Annotated in this window: 17 protein-coding genes, 11 tRNA genes, 1 rRNA gene, 1 riboswitch and 1 other annotated feature; of the genes, 26 read left to right on the top strand and 3 right to left on the bottom strand. The window is 44.2% G+C overall.

Annotation, left to right across the window (positions count from 1 at the left end; genetic code table 11):
* Positions 1 to 50 precede the first annotated feature (50 nt).
* From rrf to HC026_RS09765, 13 genes are all read left to right on the top strand, one after another.
* Positions 51 to 167: ribosomal RNA gene (gene rrf / locus HC026_RS09825) — 5S ribosomal RNA — on the top strand.
* A gap of 79 nt (positions 168 to 246) precedes the next feature.
* Positions 247 to 338, top strand: a tRNA-Ser gene (locus HC026_RS09820).
* 17 nt (positions 339 to 355) lie between these two features.
* Positions 356 to 427, top strand: a tRNA-Glu gene (locus tag HC026_RS09815).
* A gap of 37 nt (positions 428 to 464) precedes the next feature.
* Positions 465 to 537: transfer RNA gene (locus HC026_RS09810), tRNA-Val, on the top strand.
* Positions 538 to 545: 8 nt separating this feature from the next.
* Positions 546 to 619: transfer RNA gene (locus tag HC026_RS09805), tRNA-Asp, on the top strand.
* A gap of 33 nt (positions 620 to 652) precedes the next feature.
* Positions 653 to 725: transfer RNA gene (locus tag HC026_RS09800), tRNA-Phe, on the top strand.
* Positions 726 to 730: 5 nt separating this feature from the next.
* A tRNA-Tyr gene (locus tag HC026_RS09795) sits at positions 731 to 816 on the top strand.
* 1 nt (position 817) lies between these two features.
* Positions 818 to 888, top strand: a tRNA-Trp gene (locus HC026_RS09790).
* A gap of 13 nt (positions 889 to 901) precedes the next feature.
* A tRNA-His gene (locus HC026_RS09785) sits at positions 902 to 976 on the top strand.
* A gap of 9 nt (positions 977 to 985) precedes the next feature.
* A tRNA-Gln gene (locus HC026_RS09780) sits at positions 986 to 1,057 on the top strand.
* Positions 1,058 to 1,086: 29 nt separating this feature from the next.
* Positions 1,087 to 1,157, top strand: a tRNA-Cys gene (locus tag HC026_RS09775).
* Between the two features lie 49 nt (positions 1,158 to 1,206).
* Positions 1,207 to 1,291 (top strand) — tRNA-Leu (locus HC026_RS09770).
* A 142-nt stretch (positions 1,292 to 1,433) separates the two neighbouring features.
* Positions 1,434 to 1,844, top strand: coding sequence for a hypothetical protein (locus tag HC026_RS09765; RefSeq protein WP_168925786.1), 411 nt, complete (start codon positions 1,434 to 1,436; stop codon positions 1,842 to 1,844).
* Between the two features lie 43 nt (positions 1,845 to 1,887).
* Here the strand turns inward: HC026_RS09765 and HC026_RS09760 are convergent, their stop codons facing one another.
* Entirely contained in the window at positions 1,888 to 2,262 is a 375-nt protein-coding gene (locus HC026_RS09760; RefSeq protein ID WP_168925785.1) for a hypothetical protein, read from the bottom strand.
* A 94-nt stretch (positions 2,263 to 2,356) separates the two neighbouring features.
* Positions 2,357 to 3,076 (bottom strand): hypothetical protein, encoded by a 720-nt coding sequence (locus tag HC026_RS09755; RefSeq protein WP_168925784.1) that lies wholly within the window; start codon positions 3,074 to 3,076, stop codon positions 2,357 to 2,359.
* A gap of 123 nt (positions 3,077 to 3,199) precedes the next feature.
* A riboswitch (SMK box riboswitch) is annotated at positions 3,200 to 3,296 on the top strand.
* On the opposite strand from HC026_RS09755, the gene metK reads away from it, so the two are divergent.
* The 3 genes from metK to HC026_RS09740 all read left to right on the top strand — a co-directional run bounded on the left by metK (position 3,294) and on the right by HC026_RS09740 (position 6,454).
* The gene (gene metK, locus HC026_RS09750) at positions 3,294 to 4,502 is read left to right on the top strand and encodes a methionine adenosyltransferase (RefSeq protein WP_168925783.1); all 1,209 of its coding nucleotides are present in this window, start codon (positions 3,294 to 3,296) and stop codon (positions 4,500 to 4,502) included. (Overlaps the previous riboswitch by 3 nt.)
* Before the next feature lie 118 nt (positions 4,503 to 4,620).
* The gene (locus HC026_RS09745) at positions 4,621 to 6,087 is read left to right on the top strand and encodes an MDR family MFS transporter (RefSeq protein WP_168925782.1); all 1,467 of its coding nucleotides are present in this window, start codon (positions 4,621 to 4,623) and stop codon (positions 6,085 to 6,087) included.
* A 61-nt stretch (positions 6,088 to 6,148) separates the two neighbouring features.
* A complete protein-coding gene (locus tag HC026_RS09740; RefSeq protein WP_168925781.1) occupies positions 6,149 to 6,454 on the top strand; it encodes a DUF960 domain-containing protein in 306 nt (101 codons plus the stop codon).
* A 56-nt stretch (positions 6,455 to 6,510) separates the two neighbouring features.
* Here HC026_RS09740 and HC026_RS09735 read toward each other — a convergent pair whose 3' ends face one another.
* Complete coding sequence (locus tag HC026_RS09735) at positions 6,511 to 7,077, bottom strand: tRNA (mnm(5)s(2)U34)-methyltransferase (protein ID WP_168925780.1); 567 nt, start codon at positions 7,075 to 7,077, stop codon at positions 6,511 to 6,513.
* Between the two features lie 167 nt (positions 7,078 to 7,244).
* Positions 7,245 to 7,448 (top strand) — a binding site (T-box leader).
* A 67-nt stretch (positions 7,449 to 7,515) separates the two neighbouring features.
* Between HC026_RS09735 and leuS the strand changes: the two genes are divergently transcribed.
* The 10 genes from leuS (at position 7,516) to purN (ending at position 18,694) form a co-directional block, all read left to right on the top strand.
* Positions 7,516 to 9,939, top strand: a complete 2,424-nt coding sequence (leuS, locus tag HC026_RS09730) for a leucine--tRNA ligase (protein ID WP_168925779.1) — start codon at positions 7,516 to 7,518, stop codon at positions 9,937 to 9,939.
* Positions 9,940 to 10,168: 229 nt separating this feature from the next.
* The gene (purE, locus tag HC026_RS09725; protein WP_168925778.1) at positions 10,169 to 10,654 is read left to right on the top strand and encodes a 5-(carboxyamino)imidazole ribonucleotide mutase; all 486 of its coding nucleotides are present in this window, start codon (positions 10,169 to 10,171) and stop codon (positions 10,652 to 10,654) included.
* The gene (purK, locus tag HC026_RS09720; protein ID WP_232843719.1) at positions 10,638 to 11,759 is read left to right on the top strand and encodes a 5-(carboxyamino)imidazole ribonucleotide synthase; all 1,122 of its coding nucleotides are present in this window, start codon (positions 10,638 to 10,640) and stop codon (positions 11,757 to 11,759) included. The genes purE and purK overlap by 17 nt, the downstream gene beginning before the upstream one ends.
* 20 nt (positions 11,760 to 11,779) lie before the next feature.
* Positions 11,780 to 12,490 (top strand): phosphoribosylaminoimidazolesuccinocarboxamide synthase, encoded by a 711-nt coding sequence (purC, locus tag HC026_RS09715; protein WP_408640996.1) that lies wholly within the window; start codon positions 11,780 to 11,782, stop codon positions 12,488 to 12,490.
* Between the two features lie 12 nt (positions 12,491 to 12,502).
* Positions 12,503 to 12,760, top strand: a complete 258-nt coding sequence (purS, locus tag HC026_RS09710; protein ID WP_168925777.1) for a phosphoribosylformylglycinamidine synthase subunit PurS — start codon at positions 12,503 to 12,505, stop codon at positions 12,758 to 12,760.
* Positions 12,757 to 13,431: a phosphoribosylformylglycinamidine synthase subunit PurQ gene (gene purQ / locus HC026_RS09705; protein ID WP_269814119.1), complete on the top strand. Its 675-nt coding sequence runs from the start codon at positions 12,757 to 12,759 to the stop codon at positions 13,429 to 13,431. The genes purS and purQ overlap by 4 nt, the downstream gene beginning before the upstream one ends.
* Positions 13,432 to 13,436: 5 nt before the next feature.
* A complete protein-coding gene (gene purL / locus HC026_RS09700; RefSeq protein WP_168925776.1) occupies positions 13,437 to 15,656 on the top strand; it encodes a phosphoribosylformylglycinamidine synthase subunit PurL in 2,220 nt (739 codons plus the stop codon).
* A complete protein-coding gene (purF, locus tag HC026_RS09695; RefSeq protein WP_168925775.1) occupies positions 15,641 to 17,098 on the top strand; it encodes an amidophosphoribosyltransferase in 1,458 nt (485 codons plus the stop codon). The genes purL and purF overlap by 16 nt, the downstream gene beginning before the upstream one ends.
* The gene (gene purM / locus HC026_RS09690; protein ID WP_168925774.1) at positions 17,095 to 18,132 is read left to right on the top strand and encodes a phosphoribosylformylglycinamidine cyclo-ligase; all 1,038 of its coding nucleotides are present in this window, start codon (positions 17,095 to 17,097) and stop codon (positions 18,130 to 18,132) included. Before purF ends, purM begins: the two co-directional genes overlap by 4 nt.
* On the top strand, positions 18,104 to 18,694 hold the full coding sequence (gene purN / locus HC026_RS09685) for a phosphoribosylglycinamide formyltransferase (RefSeq protein ID WP_168925773.1): 591 nt from the start codon (positions 18,104 to 18,106) through the stop codon (positions 18,692 to 18,694). The genes purM and purN overlap by 29 nt, the downstream gene beginning before the upstream one ends.

Genomic DNA, 18,694 nt, shown 5'->3' with positions numbered 1-18,694 from the left:
CGGTAAGAAAATTGATATTAGCTAGTTTTGAGAGCACCAGTTCTCAATAGTGTGGTGGCGATAGCCTGAAGGATACACCTGTTCCCATGCCGAACACAGCAGTTAAGCTTCAGCACGCCAAGAGTAGTTGGGGGATCGCCCCCTGCAAGGGTAGGACGTTGCCACGCGATATATCCGGCAAACTTTGTTGTTGGGATAACTCTTGAATTATAAGTTTGTCCTCGACAGGTTTGTCTTGGATTAATTGGAGAGTTGTCCGAGTTGGCCGAAGGAGCACCACTGGAAATGGTGTAAACGAGTAAAAGCTTGTTTCGAGGGTTCGAATCCCTCACTCTCCGTTCAACAACTTTAGTATGACCCGTTGGTCAAGTGGTTAAGACACCGCCCTTTCACGGCAGTAACATGGGTTCGAATCCCGTACGGGTCATTAGTCAATTAATTGATTATCATTTTTCACACATCTTGGAGGATTAGCTCAGTTGGGAGAGCGTCTGCCTTACAAGCAGAGGGTCACAGGTTCGAGCCCTGTATCCTCCATAGAAGATGGTCCGTTGGTCTAGCTGGTTAGGACGCCTGCCTGTCACGCAGGAGATCACGAGTTCGAGTCTCGTACGGACCGTTGTTAATATTAACAAATAGATTGACATTACATGGCTCGGTAGCTCAGTTGGTAGAGCAACGGATTGAAGCTCCGTGTGTCGGCGGTTCGATTCCGTCCCGCGCCATATATGGATGGGTAGCGAAGTCTGGCTAAACGCGGCGGACTGTAAATCCGCTCCTTCGGGTTCGGTGGTTCGAATCCACTCCCATCCACCATAGGGATATAGTATAACGGTAGTACATCGGTCTCCAAAACCGCTAGTGCGGGTTCGATTCCTGCTATCCCTGTTTTAGTATAATGGCGGTATTGGTGAAGTTTGGTTAACACACCGGATTGTGGTTCCGGCACGCGTGGGTTCGAGTCCCACATACCGCCCTTGATGATTGGGTTATAGCCAAGTGGTAAGGCAACGGACTTTGACTTCGTCATGCGCTGGTTCGAATCCAGCTAACCCAGTTGGGGAGCCCATTGTATCATCTGATTATGGCGGTATAGCCAAGTGGTAAGGCAAAGGTCTGCAAAACCTCTATCGTCGGTTCGAATCCGATTACCGCCTTTCCCGTCAAGTGGGATTGGCTATTCAGCTGAGGTCATCATATATTTATGCCGGAGTGGCGGAACTGGCAGACGCGCTGGACTCAAAATCCAGTGTCCGTTGAGGACGTGTGGGTTCGAACCCCACCTCCGGTATCTTAAAATTACCAAGCAAATAATGCTTGGTAATTTTTTTACGCCTTTTAGTTGTCTATACCAATGTAACGTGTTATACTTTGCGTGCAATCAAATTGTATGATTGCGAAAATTGTTAGACAACAATTTAGGAGGTAACCGGATGCTCTTCGGTGAAACGACACTGAAAGAACTGATCAGTTCATATCTTGATCTATTACACAATAGTCAAATGTTTTTGAAAGCAAGTAACCAAATCGAAGTCATATTACATCTAAGGGACGAAATTCATCAACATCAATTTGACGTTCGTAATAATCAGCTTAAACAAGTCGAACGGTTGCAGATTACTAAAGGGGTTGCAACAATAGAGGTTTTTTATCGAGGAACGCAGTTAAAAACTTATCAATCCTTTGAAATTGCTAATCAACGTTACCGGCCGAAATATTTTGTGGGCTGGATCGGTAATAAGAAGGTAGAAAAGGACTACTTTATCGATCATCTTGAGCCAGAATTAAGACAGATAGCCAAACCGTATGTTCATTGCGTTATTTTTCCTGGTCTTTTCGTCTGAAAATTAGCAAGGGGTTAGGTACAAAACAGTAGATGTTTTGTACCTAACCCCTTTTTGTTTGTTGTAATTTCAAGCCGGTTTTTAACCGGGCTAAAACTGATTGGCAGATGTCCATGGGATCGCCATGCAAAAAATTTTGGTGCTTTATTGTTAGAAAATTAATTCGTCTTAAGGCGTCTTTAGGAAATGCGTTGAGAATATTGGAATCAATCAAATAGAGTGTCCCATCGCTTACAGCAGTTTCTAGACAAAAATCGTGTTCAATTTTCACCGGTAATTTAATGTTTTGACCGGAAAGCCAGTCTGCAAGTTTCGAGCAAAATTGAGTTAATAGGGCTGTGTCCACAATCCGGTTGCCCGTTAGTGCAGGCTGAAACTTTCCGGACCATATATCACCAACAATTTTAATTTGTGTCACTATAAAGCCCCCAGTATCATGCTATTGTACAGTCTATCTTATGACAAAATAGTGCCAATCATGAAATTTAACTGGAAGCTTTAGAAAGTTTTAATTAACGACTGATGACTAAAATGATGGTTTGTAATAATGCTGCAATCAGTAACCCTCGTGACGGAGATGGTTGTCGTATCGTTTGGACACCTAGCCAGATTAATAGCACGATGACTGAGAGCATAATAACAGATACAGTCAAATGAGAGAAAAGTAACCATGCCAGAATTAAAATGATTAGTCCAATCGGAAGGAGAATTAAGTGGAACGCTTTTTGAGGGAGAAAAAAATACATGAATAGCAAAAACGGTAGGATCATCGTTGTTAAATAGGCGGTGGATAAATAGTTGTGGGTCAACAAAAAATTACCTGCAGCTAGGCTGGATAAGATTAGTGATAACAGCATGATGCCCAATTCATTATTGAACCACTTCGGTAAATACCGAATTAGTAGGAGTACAACAATGGCCAGTCCGTTGATGATATTAACGAAAGTTGGCAGTTTAAAGATGCTTAATATGATGAAAGCGATGGTCAGTAAAAGCACTATTGGAGCTGTTTTACTGGCTGATGAAGTTGTTTTTAGAACATAAAGGGAAATGAAAATTAAAATGGTTGTTAATGCAAGAACCAGTAAGGGGAGTTGCTGCGGTTGGGTATAGGATTGAAATGAATTAGCGTTTGCATAGAGTAATAAGCCGCTCATTTCGATGAACCCGAAGAATAACCCTTGAATCAATCGTCGATGATGAACGATAAACGCTTCGATCTTTTCTAACATAGTCGATAGTTCCTTTTTTGTGATATAGAATAGCTTACCATTTTCAGGTCTTGGGTCAACTCTCAAAAGTTTTCAGTAAGTTATAAGGTAACTTTCGAAGCTGAAATAATTGTGTTAAAATAATACAGTTATGAGTCTTCATTCCCGATAGGATTCACTAGCCTGACTTAGTGAAGATGCCTTGTAACCGAAAAATAATATTGGGGGAATTTTTACAATGCAAGAAAGACATTTATTTACGTCAGAATCTGTCTCTGAAGGACATCCTGATAAGATTGCTGACCAAATTAGCGATGCTATTTTGGATGCAATGCTGACCCAAGATCCAGATGCCCGGGTTGCCTGTGAGACTTCAGTAACTACCGGCTTAGTTCTGGTATTTGGTGAAATTTCGACTAGTGCCTACGTTGACATCCAGCATATCGTTCGTGAAACCATCAAGGAAATTGGTTATACCGATGGCAAGTACGGATTTGACGGCGACAATTGCGCTGTTTTAGTGGCAATCGACGAACAATCACCAGACATCGCCCAAGGGGTTGATGACGCCCTCGAAAAGCGTGATGGTGAAACAGATCCACTCGATCAGATTGGTGCTGGCGACCAAGGGCTCATGTTTGGTTATGCGATTGATGAAACACCTGAGCTAATGCCCTTAGCCATTTCATTGGCACATCAGTTGATGCAGCGCATTGCCAAGGTTCGGAAGGAAAGCATACTTGACTATCTTGGTCCTGATGCAAAATCCGAAGTGACAGTTGAATATGATGATGACGGAAAGCCTGCTCGGGTTGATACTATCGTCTTAAGTACTCAGCACGCTGAGTCGGCAACATTAGATCAGATTCGCAAGGATGTCATCGAAAAGGTAATCAAGCCGGTTATTCCAGCCAATCTATTGGATGCAGATACCCGTTACTTGATTAACCCAACTGGTCGATTTGTTATTGGTGGTCCCCAAGGAGACGCCGGTTTAACTGGTCGGAAAGTGATTGTTGATACTTACGGCGGTTATGCCCATCATGGTGGCGGTGCCTTTTCTGGTAAGGACGCAACAAAGGTTGACCGCTCAGCTAGTTATGCAGCGCGTTATATTGCTAAGAATATCGTTGCTGCTGGCTTAGCTCACCAAGTGGAAGTCCAGTTAGCATACGCTATTGGTGTGGCTCAACCGGTATCAGTTTCGCTAAATACTTTTGGTACTGGGAAAGTTTCAGAAGTTGAATTAACCAAGGCCGTTCGTCAGATTTTTGATCTGCGACCTGCTGGTATTATTCAAATGCTGGACTTGAAGCGGCCAATCTATAAGCAAACTGCAGCTTATGGTCACTTTGGCCGGACCGATATTGACTTACCTTGGGAACATACAGATAAAGTCGATGAATTGAAAAACGTGCTTAAGCAGAATCAGGCAGTAAGCAAATAAATTCAATTTTTATTACAGATAACGACTAACTTTCGGGCTGGTCGTTATTTTTGTGGCGAGAGTATTTGACTCTTAAATTGCGTTAGGGGTGTGGGCTAACGCTAAGTGAGGAAAAACTATGAGTTCAAGCAAAACCAATGTCCCGTTAGTGACGGGCGCCATCTTTATTGCAACGTTTATGAGTGCTATCGAAGGGACGATTGTTTCAACTGCAATGCCCACGATCGTTGGTGATTTGAGTGGCGTCGCGTTAATGAATTGGGTCTTTTCAATCTTCTTATTGACCAATGCCATGGCAACACCCATTTATGGAAAATTATCCGATATGTTTGGCCGTAAAAGGTTATTTCTTTTTGGGCTAGCAATCTTCATTATTGGTTCGACACTATCGGGTATGTCGAACAGTATGACAGAGCTGATCATTTGGCGAGCAGTTCAGGGAATTGGTGCTGGTTCTATTATGCCAATTTCATTTACAATTATTGCTGATATTTACCCGTTTGAAAAACGAGCGAAAGTGATGGGCTTTAACGGGTCAGCATGGGGGATAGCTTCAATCGTCGCACCGCTGTTAGGCGGGTTTATTGTGGATCAAATGTCCTGGCATTGGATCTTTTTCATTAATATCCCAGTGGGATTGCTTGCAATGTTGGGGATTTGGATATTCTTAAAAGAGAAACCACGAAAAACGACCCAGTCGCTGGATATCCTAGGAAGCATTTGGCTTTCGGTGGCACTCCTGGCCCTGATGTTTGGTTTCCAAGTGTTGGGAGACGTTCAAATTAATTGGCTAAGTTTAGCTATCAGTCTGCTGATTTCTGCATTCAGTTTCTATGGCTTTATTCGCCAAGAAAATCGAGTGGAAAACCCGATTATTCCACTCAAGCTCTTTAAAATTCGCACGTTTGTAACTCAAAATATGGTGGCCGCTTTAATTAGTGGTTTTTTGATGGGCTTTGAGGTATACCTGCCCACTTGGACACAAGGACTTCTGGGATTACCAGCGTCTTTAGCTGGGTTTGCCATCACACCGAGTTCACTCATGTGGATTGTGGGTTCGTTTATTGCTGGTAAGCTATTGCTGAATCGTTCACCAAAACAAATCATTAATTTCAGTTTGACCTTTATTTTGGTTGGTGGTTTAGCCATGGCCATGGCACCTCAGGCAACACCATTCTGGACCTTTTTCGTGATTGCAGCGATTTGCGGGACTGGTTTTGGAATCACTATCACGACTACAACTGTTACGGTCCAAAATCAAGTACCTAAGGAAGATGTTGGGGTAGCAACGTCTCTGAATACACTTGCGAGAACGTTAGGCCAAACACTGATGATTTCAGTCTTCGGTATTATTATGAACGTCAAAATGGCAGGCGGCGTGGCAGCGCATCAGGGGACTAATTTGAACATGATGAATCGTCTGATCAATCCTCAGACAGCTAAATATTTAAGTCACACGTTGTTAAAACCACTGCGGCAGATACTTTATAGTGGATTACACTGGATTTTTATTGTGGCACTTGGCCTTGTTGTTTTAAGCTACCTCATCAACCAACTGGATCGTTTGGATAAGCCTGAAGCCTGATATTTTTGGATAAATGAAGTATAATTATTACCAGATCTAAACAGAAAGTGAGACGATCTACTTGTTTGAAAACAATCGTCCTAGATATGCCAGTTTTGGAATTGTCAATTCTTTACCTGGCGAAATTATTGATCAAATTTGGTACATTATTGATAATAATTTACAAGGTATGTTTCAATTAGGCGAAATCATTGGGTTTAATTTAACAAACCATAATAATCATTTAACCTTTGATTTCACACAACACGATGAGGTGGTTGCCAGCTTTGATACACCGTTTCCTTACGCCGAAAGTTTTCCTGGCGCACTATGGGTTTACGATGATGGTAGTAGCCAGATCGTGATGTTACCTAAGGAAGAAATGTAATTAAAAGGCTTTGGAGCCGTTACCCAGTGGGTGCAGATTCAAAGCCTTTTGTGATATCAGCGTTTCTGAATTGCCAGCAAAAACGGTGGTTCATGAATCTGGTTGATAAAACCATACTGTAGGACTGAATAGGTATGCTGATCCAATCTTTTAACATATTCGAGTACCATTTCTTTTTCCTGTTCACCACCAGGATGACCGTAATACACGACTAGAGCGGCAATCCCGCCCCGCCGTAAGTGGGTTAAACAAGCTGTCAGTGCGCTCAGGGTTTTATCTCCGTGAGTGATCACCCGCTTGTCGCCCCCTGGTAAGTAACCAAGATTAAAGATGGCGGCAGCAAGCTGTTGCTGCGGTGCTAGATATTGTTCAAGGTGTTCATGACCATCATGAATCAACTGAACTTGGTTTGTCATTCCGGTGAGCGTTAGTTGGGTGGCAGTTTCGTCTAACGCCTGTTGTTGGATGTCAAAGCCCAATACGTGGCCGGCTTTACCTACAAGGCTGGCGAGAAAAATAGTATCATTGCCGTTACCCACAGTAGCATCCACAACGGTATCACCAGGAGCGATAATCGGTTTTAGCAGTGTATGGCTATATTTGACGGCGGGTTCAAGATTCATATTAGAGGTTCCTTTCGTAAGTGAGATTAATTTTATTATAGTCGTTTAATTTAAATGATTCATCACCCCACCATCCACAGCTTATTGATTGATGATGTCCCCGGTTCTTGTGAAATGGACTTGCTTCTCAAACTTAAATTTGGTACCATGAAATCACTGAACAAAAATTAAAGACTGATGAGGACTATTAGGTGTATGACGTCGTTCAGAAAGCGGATGGCTGTTGCGAATTCGTCGACTGTGCACCGAACTCGTCTCTGAGTTTTTCAACTGAACTGAAGTAAGTTGAGACGTGATTTTCGCGTTACGAAATAATGAGAGCCCGTGTTTGCGGGAATGTTAGGTGGTACCGCGGAAATTCCGTCCTACAAGAAACGTTGTTTTCTTGTAGGCTTTTTTAGTTTTCAGCTGTACATAAGAGAAAGGGAGCGTATTTGTTTGGCTTACAATCACAGTATTATTGAACGAAAATGGCAGCATTATTGGAAGGAACATAAAACTTTTAAAACTTCTGATGAACAATCAAAGCCAAAGTTTTATGCACTAGATATGTTTCCGTATCCATCTGGTCAGGGACTTCACGTGGGACACCCTGAAGGCTATACGGCTACTGATATCGTATCTCGGATGAAGCGGATGCAGGGTTACAATGTTTTGCATCCAATGGGTTGGGATGCTTTTGGGTTACCGGCGGAGCAGTATGCGTTGAAGACGGGTCACAATCCTAAGGACTTCACGGCTCAAAACATTAAGACCTTCAAGCGTCAAATTAAGTCATTGGGCTTTTCATACGACTGGGATCGCGAAGTTAACACTACTGATCCAGGTTATTACAAATGGACTCAGTGGATCTTTGAACAATTATATAAAAAGGGTCTCGCTTATGAAGATAAGATCATGGTGAACTGGGCTCCTGATTTCATGGGTGGTACCGTGGTTGCCAATGAAGAAGTTGTTGATGGCAAGACTGAACGTGGCGGTTACCCTGTATACCGGGTACCAATGACACAATGGGTTTTGCGGATCACTAAGTATGCGGACCGTTTGCTTAAGGACTTAGATGACCTTGACTGGCCTGAAAGCATCAAGGAGCAGCAACGTAACTGGATTGGCCGTTCTGAAGGGGCCAGTGTCTTCTTTAAGGTTGCTGGCGACGAAGATAAGCAGATTGAAGTTTATACAACGCGACCAGATACGTTATTTGGTGCCTCATACATGGTCTTGGCACCAGAACATGATCTGGTTGATCAAATTACGACGCCAGAACACGCTGATGAAGTGGCTGCCTATAAGGAAGAAATCGAAAGTCGTTCTGATTTGGAACGGACTGATTTAAACAAGAACAAGACTGGTGTGTTCACTGGTGCTTATGGCATCAACCCAATCAACGGCGAAAAATTGCCGATCTGGATCGGTGACTATGTCTTGGCCTCATACGGAACTGGTGCAATCATGGCCGTTCCTGCTCATGATGACCGTGACTACGAGTTCGCACACAAGTTCAACTTGCCCATTAAGCCAGTTATTGAAGGCGGCAACGTCGAAGAAGCCGCTTATACCGGTGATGGTCAGCATATCAATTCCGGTTTCTTAAACGGGATGGATAAGAAGACGGCCATTAAGGCTGCCATCGACTGGCTAGAAGAGCACGATGCAGGTAAGAAGAAGGTCAATTACCGTTTGCGTGATTGGATTTTCTCACGTCAACGTTACTGGGGTGAACCAATTCCAGTGATTCACTGGGAAGATGGTGAAACCACATTAGTGCCTGAAGACGAGTTACCATTGCGCCTGCCTGCTACTAAGCAGTTGGAGCCCTCGGGTACCGGTGAAAGCCCATTGGCTAACGTAGATGACTGGGTCAACGTTGTGGATGAGAATGGTCGCAAGGGGAAACGTGAGACGAACACCATGCCTCAATGGGCTGGTAGTTCGTGGTACTTCCTGCGCTATATTGATCCAAAGAACGATAAGATGATTGCTGATCCTGAGAAATTGAAGTACTGGATGCCCGTAGATTTATACATTGGTGGTGCTGAACATGCTGTGCTGCATTTGCTGTACGCCCGGTTCTGGCACAAGTTCCTGTATGATATCGGCGTCGTTCCAACTAAGGAACCTTTCCAGAAACTGGTTAACCAAGGTATGATTCTTGGTACCAACCACGAAAAGATGTCTAAGTCCAAGGGCAACGTTGTCAACCCAGATGAAATTGTAGACAAGTACGGTGCTGACACACTGCGAGTTTACGAAATGTTTATGGGTCCTTTGGAAGGCTCAAAACCTTGGAGTACTGAAGGAATTGCTGGAGCTTACCGTTGGCTTGATCGGGTTTGGCGTTTAATCATTGATGATAATAACCATTTGCGTGACCGGGTAACCACCATTAATGACGGTAAGTTAGATTTAATTTACAACCAGACTGTCAAGACGGTTACAGAGGACATGAAAGAACTGCGGTTTAACGTGGCTATTTCTCAAATGATGGTCTTTGTTAACGAAGCTTATAAAGCTGATAGTCTGCCACTGGTATACATGGAAGGCTTAGTGAAGATGCTGGCACCGATTGCGCCTCACATTACCGAAGAGCTTTGGTCAATTATGGGTCATGATAATACGATTGCTTATGCTAAATGGCCAACTTATGATGAATCAAAATTGGTTGTTGATGAACTTGAATTAGCCGTTCAAGTAAACGGTAAAGTTCGCGGTCACATCAAGGTTGCAACTGATGCTGATAACGAAGCCGTTCAAAAGACGGCATTAGCTGACGATTCAGTGAAAGCTTTCACGGATGGTCATGATATTAAGAAAGTCATCGTTGTACCAAAGAAAATCGTGAATATTGTTATCGGAAAGTAACCTCAAATTAAAATTAAAGGACTTAGTAACAGTCAAAATCAGGGACTGTTACTAGGTCCTTTTTTGGTGACCTAGTTGTGGCATCCACTGCATGTTGGGTGGAATCAACAACATAAAACGATTTAATAACGAACATTAAATATACAAGTAATGATATAGTTCGATTTTTGTGTTGACACTTACGATAACACTTGTTAATCTATGGGTATAAAAGGCAAAGGAGATTTTGATGATGCAAGTTGCACTTGTAATGGGATCAATTTCCGATTGGCCACAGGTTAAAGCTACGGCCAATCTGCTTACCGAGTTACACGTTAGTTACGACAGCCATGTCATATCCGCTCATCGGATGCCACGTGAACTGCAGCATTTTGGTGAAACGGCAAAAGACGAACATTATCAAGTAATCATAGCAGCAGCGGGTGGGGCGGCTCATTTGCCCGGTATGTTAGCAGCTAACACGACATTGCCAGTGATCGGTATTCCAATCCAATCTAAAGCACTGAATGGGATGGATTCGTTGCTTTCAATCGTTCAAATGCCGTCCGGAGTACCGGTTGCAACGGTTGCTATCGGTAGTGCGGGCGCAAAGAACGCTGCCTTATTAGCGGCAGAGATTATTGCATTGCAAGATTCAGACGTTGATGCACAACTTCAGGTATTTCGAACTCGTCAAACAAAGGAGGCTACTGAAAGTAATGACCAATTACAGTAGTCCCGTTTTGCCACCAGCCACTATTGGGATCATTGGTGGAGGCCAACTTGGCCAGATGATGGCCTTATCAGCTAAGTCGATGGGCTATAAAGTTGGCGTACTAGATCCAACGGATAAAGCCCCAGCTGGTCAGGTCGCGGATTTTCAAGTTGTTGCTGACTATGATGATTTAGAAGCGCTGACAGAACTCGCAAATCAAAGTGATGTTATAACTTATGAATTTGAGAACGTTGACCAAGTCGCGTTAAAGAAAGTTAAAAACTTAACTCGAATTCCACAGGGGATTGAGTTATTAACCATTACTAGTCATCGTTTAAGAGAGAAAACTTTTTGTCGGCACCATGGCTTGCCAGTCACCCCTTTCGCCTCAGTAAAAACGATGGAAGATCTTGAAGCGGCCGTCAAAAAAATTGGCCAGCCAGGATTATTGAAGACAGTTGAGGGCGGCTATGATGGTCACGGTCAATTTGATATTGATGATCAGACTGACTGGACGATGATTGAAAACGAAATCAACCAAACTGAATGGATTTACGAATTGAAGCAAAACTTCGTTCGTGAGTTATCCATCATGGTCACCCGAGATGGTCGGGGCCGGGTAATCGCCTTCCCCGTTAGCGAAAACCGGCATCAACACCATATCTTACACACCAGTATCATACCAGCTCAGACAAGTGATGAAGTCAAACGGAAAGCCCAAAGTATTGCCAGTCATACAGCGGAAGCATTGGATTTACGAGGTGTTCTGGGAATTGAACTGTTTGAATTGGCTTCAGGGGAATTGATGATTAATGAATTGGCACCACGACCTCATAATTCGGGGCATTATTCCATTGAAGCATGCAACATTTCCCAGTTTGATGCTCATATCCGAAGTATCTGTGGGCTGTCAATTCCACCGATTCGCCAGTTTGAACCAGCTGTTATGGTGAATTTGCTAGGGGATAACCTGTTGGTAGCCCGTGCTGATTGGCCATCTCATCCAGAATGGCACCTCCATGATTACGGTAAAGCCGAAGTTAGAGATAGTCGCAAGATGGGCCACATCACTGTTACAGGCCCATCGATTGAATCATTGTTAGCATCTGTGAGTCAGTTTAGATAACCAGAAAGGATCTGAATAGATTGGCAAGATTGATTAATGAAGGTAAGGCAAAGCAGTTATTTACGACGGATGATCCTAACGTAATTCAGGTGCACTATATGAATCAGGCAACCGCATTAAATGGTAAACGTAAAGAACATATTGATGACAAGGGTGAGGTCAATAATCAAATCGACAGCTTGATTTTCGAATATCTGAACCATCTTGGCATATCCACCCACTTTATTAAACGACTGTCAGATAGTGATCAACTGGTGAAAAAAATGAAAATGATTCCGTTAGAGGTGGTCATCAGAAACTACGCCTCGGGTAGTTTTCAGCGCAAGTTTGATACGGAGTACCTGCAAAAATTTGAACAACCCGTTCAGGAATTTTACTACAAGAGCGATCGCCTGGATGATCCTTTCATCAACGACTCACAGATTCATGCGTTAAAGATTGCTACCCCGGATCAATTGGGTATCATGCGCGAACAAGTCTACAAGATTAATTCTGCTTTAAGTAAGTTGTTTGCAGCCGCTGGTATTACCCTAGTTGACTTTAAAGTTGAATTTGGTTTTGATGCCGACGGGAACCTGATCTTAGGCGACGAGATTTCACCAGATTCTTGCCGGTTAGTCGATGCCAGCACTCATGAATCATTAGATAAAGACGTCTTTAGAAAACATACTGGTGATGTTATGGATGGTTACCGCACCGTTCTTTCACGTCTGGAAGCCACAGCCAAATAGGAGGCCTAAAACATGTTCTTAGCCCAAGTTCACGTGACCTACAAACCTTCAATTCTAGATCCTCAGGCAGAGGCGATTAAAAATGCCATGCACCGTCTTGAATTCAATCAGGTAACTGCCGTACAACAAGGCAAGTATTTCGAAATTACTTTAGATGTACCAACCGTCCAACAGGCCGAAAAGCAGATTGATGCTATCTGTGATCAACTTTTGGCTAATCCTAATATGGAGACTTACCGGTATCAAGTAAAGGAGCTGGCTAATCAATGATGAAGTTTGCTGTTGTTAGTTTTCCTGGTTCCAATTGTGACGAAGATTTGTATTACGCAATCACTGATGGTTTACACGAAGCAGCGACTGTTGTGCCACATACCACCACTGATTTATCGGATTTTGACGTCGTGTTGATTCCTGGCGGCTTCTCCTATGGTGACTATTTACGCAGTGGTGCGATTGCCAAGTTTGCACCAGTGATGCCGGCAGTCAAGGACTTTGCCAACACTGGTAAGCCAGTTCTAGGCATCTGCAATGGGTTCCAGATTCTCACTGAAGCCGGTTTACTGCCAGGCACTTTACAGCATAATCAGCAAATGCAATTCATCTGTGAACCAGAACCATTGCAAGTTGAAAACAATCAGACCATGTTTACTTCAGCCTTTCAGGATCAACAGCGAATTACATTGCCCATTGCTCATGGTGAGGGTAATTATTACTGCGACGAAGCCACATTAGCCAGTCTACGCGAAAACCATCAAATCGCTTTTACTTATCGACGTAATCCAAATGGTAGCGTGTCAGATATTGCTGGCATCACTAATCAAGCGGGTAACGTTTTGGGCATGATGCCTCACCCAGAAAGGGCGGTTGAGGACATTCAGGGTGGAACGGACGGTTTGCTGGTATTTAAATCACTGGTACAAGCTCATTTAAGGACGGTGTAAGCGGAATGCAGCAACTAAAGAGTGAACCAACGCCAGAAGAAATTCGTGATCAAAAACCGTACGAAGCTTGGGGGTTATCCCAGCGAGAGTATGATTATATTTCGCAGAAACTGATTGGCCGATTACCAAATTATACGGAAACCGGCTTGTTTGCAGTCATGTGGAGTGAACACTGTTCTTACAAGAATTCAAAGCCAATTCTACGAAAGTTTTGGAATGACGGTTCCAGAGTGATTCAAGGTCCTGGTGAAGGTGCTGGTGTTTTGGATATTGGTGACGGGCAAGCGGTGGTCTTTAAAGCAGAAAGTCACAATCATCCGAGTTTTGTGGAGCCTTTCGAAGGCGCGGCCACCGGTGTCGGCGGGATCATCCGCGATATCTTCTCCATGGGTGCTAAACCAATTGCCTCGCTTGACAGTCTCCGGTTTGGTGAACTGGACAATCCGAAAAACCGCTACTTATTAACCGAAATTGTTGCGGGTATTGCAGCATATGGCAACTGTATTGGCATTCCAACGGTCGGCGGTGAAATCAGTTTTGATTCAGTATACGATGGCAACCCGTTAGTCAATGTCATGTGCGTTGGCTTGATGGACCAGGCTGATTTGAAACGAGGCCGTGCAAGCGGAACTGGTAACAGCATCATTTACGTTGGTGCTAAGACGGGCCGAGATGGTATCCACGGTGCGACCTTTGCGTCAAACGAATTTAGTGAAGAAAAAGAAGCCAATCGTTCAGCTGTTCAAGTTGGGGATCCGTTTATGGAAAAATTATTGACGGATGCTTGCCTGGAAATTATACATGACCACGCTGATATTTTAATGGGCATTCAGGATATGGGTGCAGCGGGCTTGGTGTCATCGTCAGCCGAAATGGCGTCAAAAGCAAAGTCTGGTGTGACGATGGATCTGGATTTGGTACCGCAACGTGAGCCAGGAATGAGCGCTTATGAGATTATGCTTTCAGAATCTCAGGAGCGGATGTTACTTTGTGTAAAAAAGGGTCAAGAGCAAACTGTGTTAGATATCTTTGCTCGCTATGACTTGGATGCAGTGGTCGTTGGTTCTGTAACTGATGACCGGCAATACCGGCTTTATCAGCACGGCCAGTTAGTGACTGACGTTCCTGTGACGAGTTTGGTTGATGATGTCGTTGAACAAGAGCAACCCAGTGCTAAACCCGCTCGTTTGGCACATGTTAAATCCGTTGAAACAACACCCATAAAAGATCCTGCAGCAACCTTGAAAAAGTTACTGGGACAACCAACGATTGCTTCTAAACAGTCGGTGTTCAAACAGTACGATTCTCAAGTTCAGGCCAACACAGCGGTAACGCCAGGTAGTGATGCGGCGGTTGTGCGGGTACGGCACACTAAAAAGGCGCTTGCCATGACCACTGATTGTAATGCTCGGTATATCTATCTCGACCCGTTTGTTGGCGGGCAAATTGCCGTCAGTGAAGCTGCTCGCAACATCGTGGCCAGTGGTGGGATTCCTATTGGAATTACCGACTGCTTGAATTTTGGGAGTCCTAACGACCCTGAAAGTTACTGGGAGTTGGACCAATCAGTACAGGGAATAGCCTTAGCCTGTGAACGATTTGATACACCGGTAATCTCTGGCAATGTCTCAATGTATAACGAGACGGACGGCCATTCAATTTATCCGACGCCAATGATTGGAATGGTTGGTTTGATTGAGGACACGGCGTATATTACCACTCAATCGTTTAAATCGGCTGGTGATGCGGTGTATCTTATCGGTAATACTGCTGATGATTTTGCGGGTTCCGAACTTCAGAAGTTGCAAGGACAGTCCACACCAATCGGAAAGCTGAACTTTGATTTGAATACTGAAACAGCCAATCAACAACTGGTTCAAAGGGCTATTCGACAACATTTACTTCAAAGTGCCCATGACTTAAGTGAGGGTGGCTTAGGTGTGGCACTTGCTGAGGCGTTGTTCGAGGCCAACTTAGGTTTTGAGGGTCAAACAAGTTTGACCAACGCCAAACTATTCAGTGAAACGCAGTCACGTTTTATTGTCAGCATTCGTCCAGAAGACAAAGTTGAATTCGAAGCTCTAGCAGCCGGTCAAGCAGTTTTGCTGGGTGAAACCACGGCTCAAGATCAGATTCGACTTCAAACTGCTGATGGTGAATTAAACACAACTGTTTCGGCACTTAAAGCCACTTTCGGAGGTGCACTTGAATGCCTAATGAAATAAAAGGACTCAACGAAGAATGCGGACTCTTTGGAATTTGGGGACATGATGACGCCGCTCAGTTAACCTATGACGGGTTGCATAGTCTGCAACACCGCGGCCAAGAAGGTGCCGGCATTGTGAGTAACCAAGACGGTCAGTTTCAGCGGCAGCGCGGTTTGGGGCTATTGGCTGAAGTGTTTGCTGACCCGACCAAGATGCATTCCCTGGTGGGCAACGCAGCGATTGGCCATGTTCGGTACGCCACGGCTGGTAATCACGGTATTGCAAATATCCAACCGATGTTTTTTGATCATTCAGTTGAAGGTCAATTTGCTCTGGCGCATAACGGTAATTTAACCAATGCAACGCAATTGCGGCAGACTTTAAAGCAAAAGGGTGTCCAATTTCAGGCAACTTCTGACAGTGAATTATTGGGCGAGTTAATCCAAACCAGTTCTAAGACAACTTTTCTTGATCAGCTGAAAGATGCTTTAAATCGGATTCACGGAGGCTTTGCCTACTTACTGATGACGCCACATATGATGGTCGCTGCCCTAGATCCCAATGGGTTTCGACCATTAGTCATCGGCAAAATGAATGACGGTGCTTTGGTGATTTGCAGCGAAACATGCGCTTTGGATCAAGTCGGCGCCACTTTCATTCGGGATGTTGAACCAGGTGAAATTGTGATTATAAATGACGATGGCATGCAAATTGATCATTTCACAACTGATACACATTTATCAATTTGTTCGATGGAGTATATTTACTTTGCCAGACCAGATTCCGTTATTCGTGGAATAAGTGTACATGAGGCTAGAAAGCGGATGGGAGCCGCAATCGCTAATGAAGCACCTGTCAAAGCGGATGTGGTGATTGGTGTTCCCAATTCGTCTTTATCAGCTGCAATTGGTTACGCCCAAGCAAGTGGTATTCACTACGATATGGGCATGATTAAGAACCAGTACGTGGCGCGAACGTTTATCGAGCCGACACAGGCTAAACGAGTCCGCGGTGTTTCTATGAAGTTATCCGTTGTTCGGTCAGTGGTAGCAGGTAAGGACATCGTATTAGTGGATGATTCCATAGTTCGTGGGACGACCAGTGGCTATATTGTGAGATTGCTAAAACGGGCTGGTGCTAAGTCGGTTCACGTGCGCATCGCTTCACCCGTGCTTAAATTTCCTTGTTACTATGGCATTGACATTCAGACGACTAAGGAACTGATTGGTGCCAATCATACCGTGCCTGAGATTTGTCAGATGATTGGGGCTGATTCACTGGCTTACCTAAGTGTAGACGGATTAGTTCGATCGATTGGTGATTTGAATGACGCACCCAACCACGGTCTATGTACTGCTTATTTTGATGGTAAATATCCAACCCCACTCTATGATTATCAGGCTGGGTTTGATGCTGAAGTTGCACGCTTAGGCTTATACGAAGGAGCGAACAAAAGTTGACCAGTCAATATGAACAAGCAGGTGTCAATATTCATGCTGGCGAGGACGCAGTTGACGATATCAAGTCGATCGTCAAACAAACCCACGATAGTAATGTGTTGAGTGGTATTGGCGGATTTGGTGCCGAATATGAACTCACTTCAGAGTTGACCAAGCTCAAAGAACCGGTGTTGATTTCCGGAACGGACGGGGTTGGTACCAAGTTGATGCTGGCGATTGAAGCAAATAATCACGCCACGATTGGCATCGATCTCGTTGCCATGTGTGCCAATGATGTGCTGGCTCAGGGGGCAAAACCGTTATTTTTCCTTGACTACATTGGCCTAGGGAAATTGGAGCCAGAAAAGGTCACAGCGATTGTGAAGGGGATTGCTGTTGGTTGTCAACATGCAGGCTTATCCTTAATTGGTGGCGAAATGGCAGAAATGCCAGGCATTTACCACTCGGAAGATTACGATCTAAGCGGTTTCGCGGTTGGAATTGCCGATAAGTCGCATTTGCTGGGTGCTATGAAGGTGCAGGAAAACGATATTCTGGTTGGCTTAAATTCCAGTGGTGTCCACTCCAACGGCTATTCACTGGTCCGTAAAATCATTCAGGACGCACATTTAGACTTGAATAAGGTTTATCCGGGTTTGAAGCAGCCACTGATTGATGCACTTTTGACGCCTACTCAGTTGTACTTTCACCAAGTTTATCCGTTAGTTCAGAGTGGTAAACTGCATGCCATTGCACATATTACCGGTGGTGGTTTAGCGGATAATCTTGGCCGGATGGTTCCAGAAGGATTAACGGCTGAAATTGACCCCGATAGCTGGCAAGTACCAAGTATCTTTAAAGTCTTACAGGACGCAGGAAATGTTTCAACTACCGAAATGCGGCAAGTTTTCAACATGGGGCTTGGTATGGTGTTAGTTGTTTCTCCACGTGATATTGAAGCAGTTGAGGCAACCTTAGCCCAACAAAAAACAGGATACCAATTGATTGGTAAGGTGGTGAAGCGACTTGAGCAACCAGTCCAATACCGAGAGTGAATCTCGCATCGCCGTTTTTGCATCAGGGAACGGAACGAATTTTGAGGCACTAGTCAACGCCAATTTGCCAGCAAAAATCTGTGTACTTGTTTGTGACAATCCGGACGTCCCAGTTATTCAACGGGCTAAACACCATCATATTCCAGTCATCTTGTCTGTACCTGAGAAGGGTGTTAGTAAAGCTGCTCGAGAGCAATCTCTTCTGGAAAATTTGACACCTTATCGCGTGACTGGATTAGTGTTGGCTGGTTATATGCGAATCGTTGGTCCAACCCTGCTTAGTGCATTTCCACGGCGGATCATTAATATTCATCCCGCACTGTTACCTTCATTCCCCGGCCGGCATGGTATAGAAGATGCCTATAAAGCCGGTGTACGAGTCACTGGCGTAACCATTCACTATGTCGATGGTGGTGTGGATACAGGCGAGATTATCGCCCAAGAACCGGTATATCGCACCGACCAAGACACGTTAACAAGTTTAGAGGCAAAAATTCATTCTGTTGAACATCAGTTATATCCCAAAACAGTACGTCAACTAATCCAAAAAGGAGTGCTTTAA

This window comes from Secundilactobacillus angelensis (genome assembly GCF_012641075.1).
GTDB lineage: Bacteria > Bacillota > Bacilli > Lactobacillales > Lactobacillaceae > Secundilactobacillus > Secundilactobacillus angelensis.
This window is presented reverse-complemented; position numbering and strand designations above follow the sequence as displayed.

What these genes read in the sequence shown, in the direction of transcription:
- HC026_RS09765 (WP_168925786.1), top strand. Translation starts at nt 1,434, where the DNA reads ATGCTCTTCGGTGAAACGACACTGAAAGAACTGATCAGTTCATATCTT.
- HC026_RS09755 (WP_168925784.1), bottom strand. Translation starts at nt 3,076, where the DNA reads ATGTTAGAAAAGATCGAAGCGTTTATCGTTCATCATCGACGATTGATT.
- metK (WP_168925783.1), top strand. Translation starts at nt 3,294, where the DNA reads ATGCAAGAAAGACATTTATTTACGTCAGAATCTGTCTCTGAAGGACAT.
- HC026_RS09745 (WP_168925782.1), top strand. Translation starts at nt 4,621, where the DNA reads ATGAGTTCAAGCAAAACCAATGTCCCGTTAGTGACGGGCGCCATCTTT.
- HC026_RS09735 (WP_168925780.1), bottom strand. Translation starts at nt 7,077, where the DNA reads ATGAATCTTGAACCCGCCGTCAAATATAGCCATACACTGCTAAAACCG.
- purE (WP_168925778.1), top strand. Translation starts at nt 10,169, where the DNA reads ATGATGCAAGTTGCACTTGTAATGGGATCAATTTCCGATTGGCCACAG.
- purK (WP_232843719.1), top strand. Translation starts at nt 10,638, where the DNA reads ATGACCAATTACAGTAGTCCCGTTTTGCCACCAGCCACTATTGGGATC.
- purS (WP_168925777.1), top strand. Translation starts at nt 12,503, where the DNA reads ATGTTCTTAGCCCAAGTTCACGTGACCTACAAACCTTCAATTCTAGAT.
- purQ (WP_269814119.1), top strand. Translation starts at nt 12,757, where the DNA reads ATGATGAAGTTTGCTGTTGTTAGTTTTCCTGGTTCCAATTGTGACGAA.
- purL (WP_168925776.1), top strand. Translation starts at nt 13,437, where the DNA reads ATGCAGCAACTAAAGAGTGAACCAACGCCAGAAGAAATTCGTGATCAA.
- purF (WP_168925775.1), top strand. Translation starts at nt 15,641, where the DNA reads ATGCCTAATGAAATAAAAGGACTCAACGAAGAATGCGGACTCTTTGGA.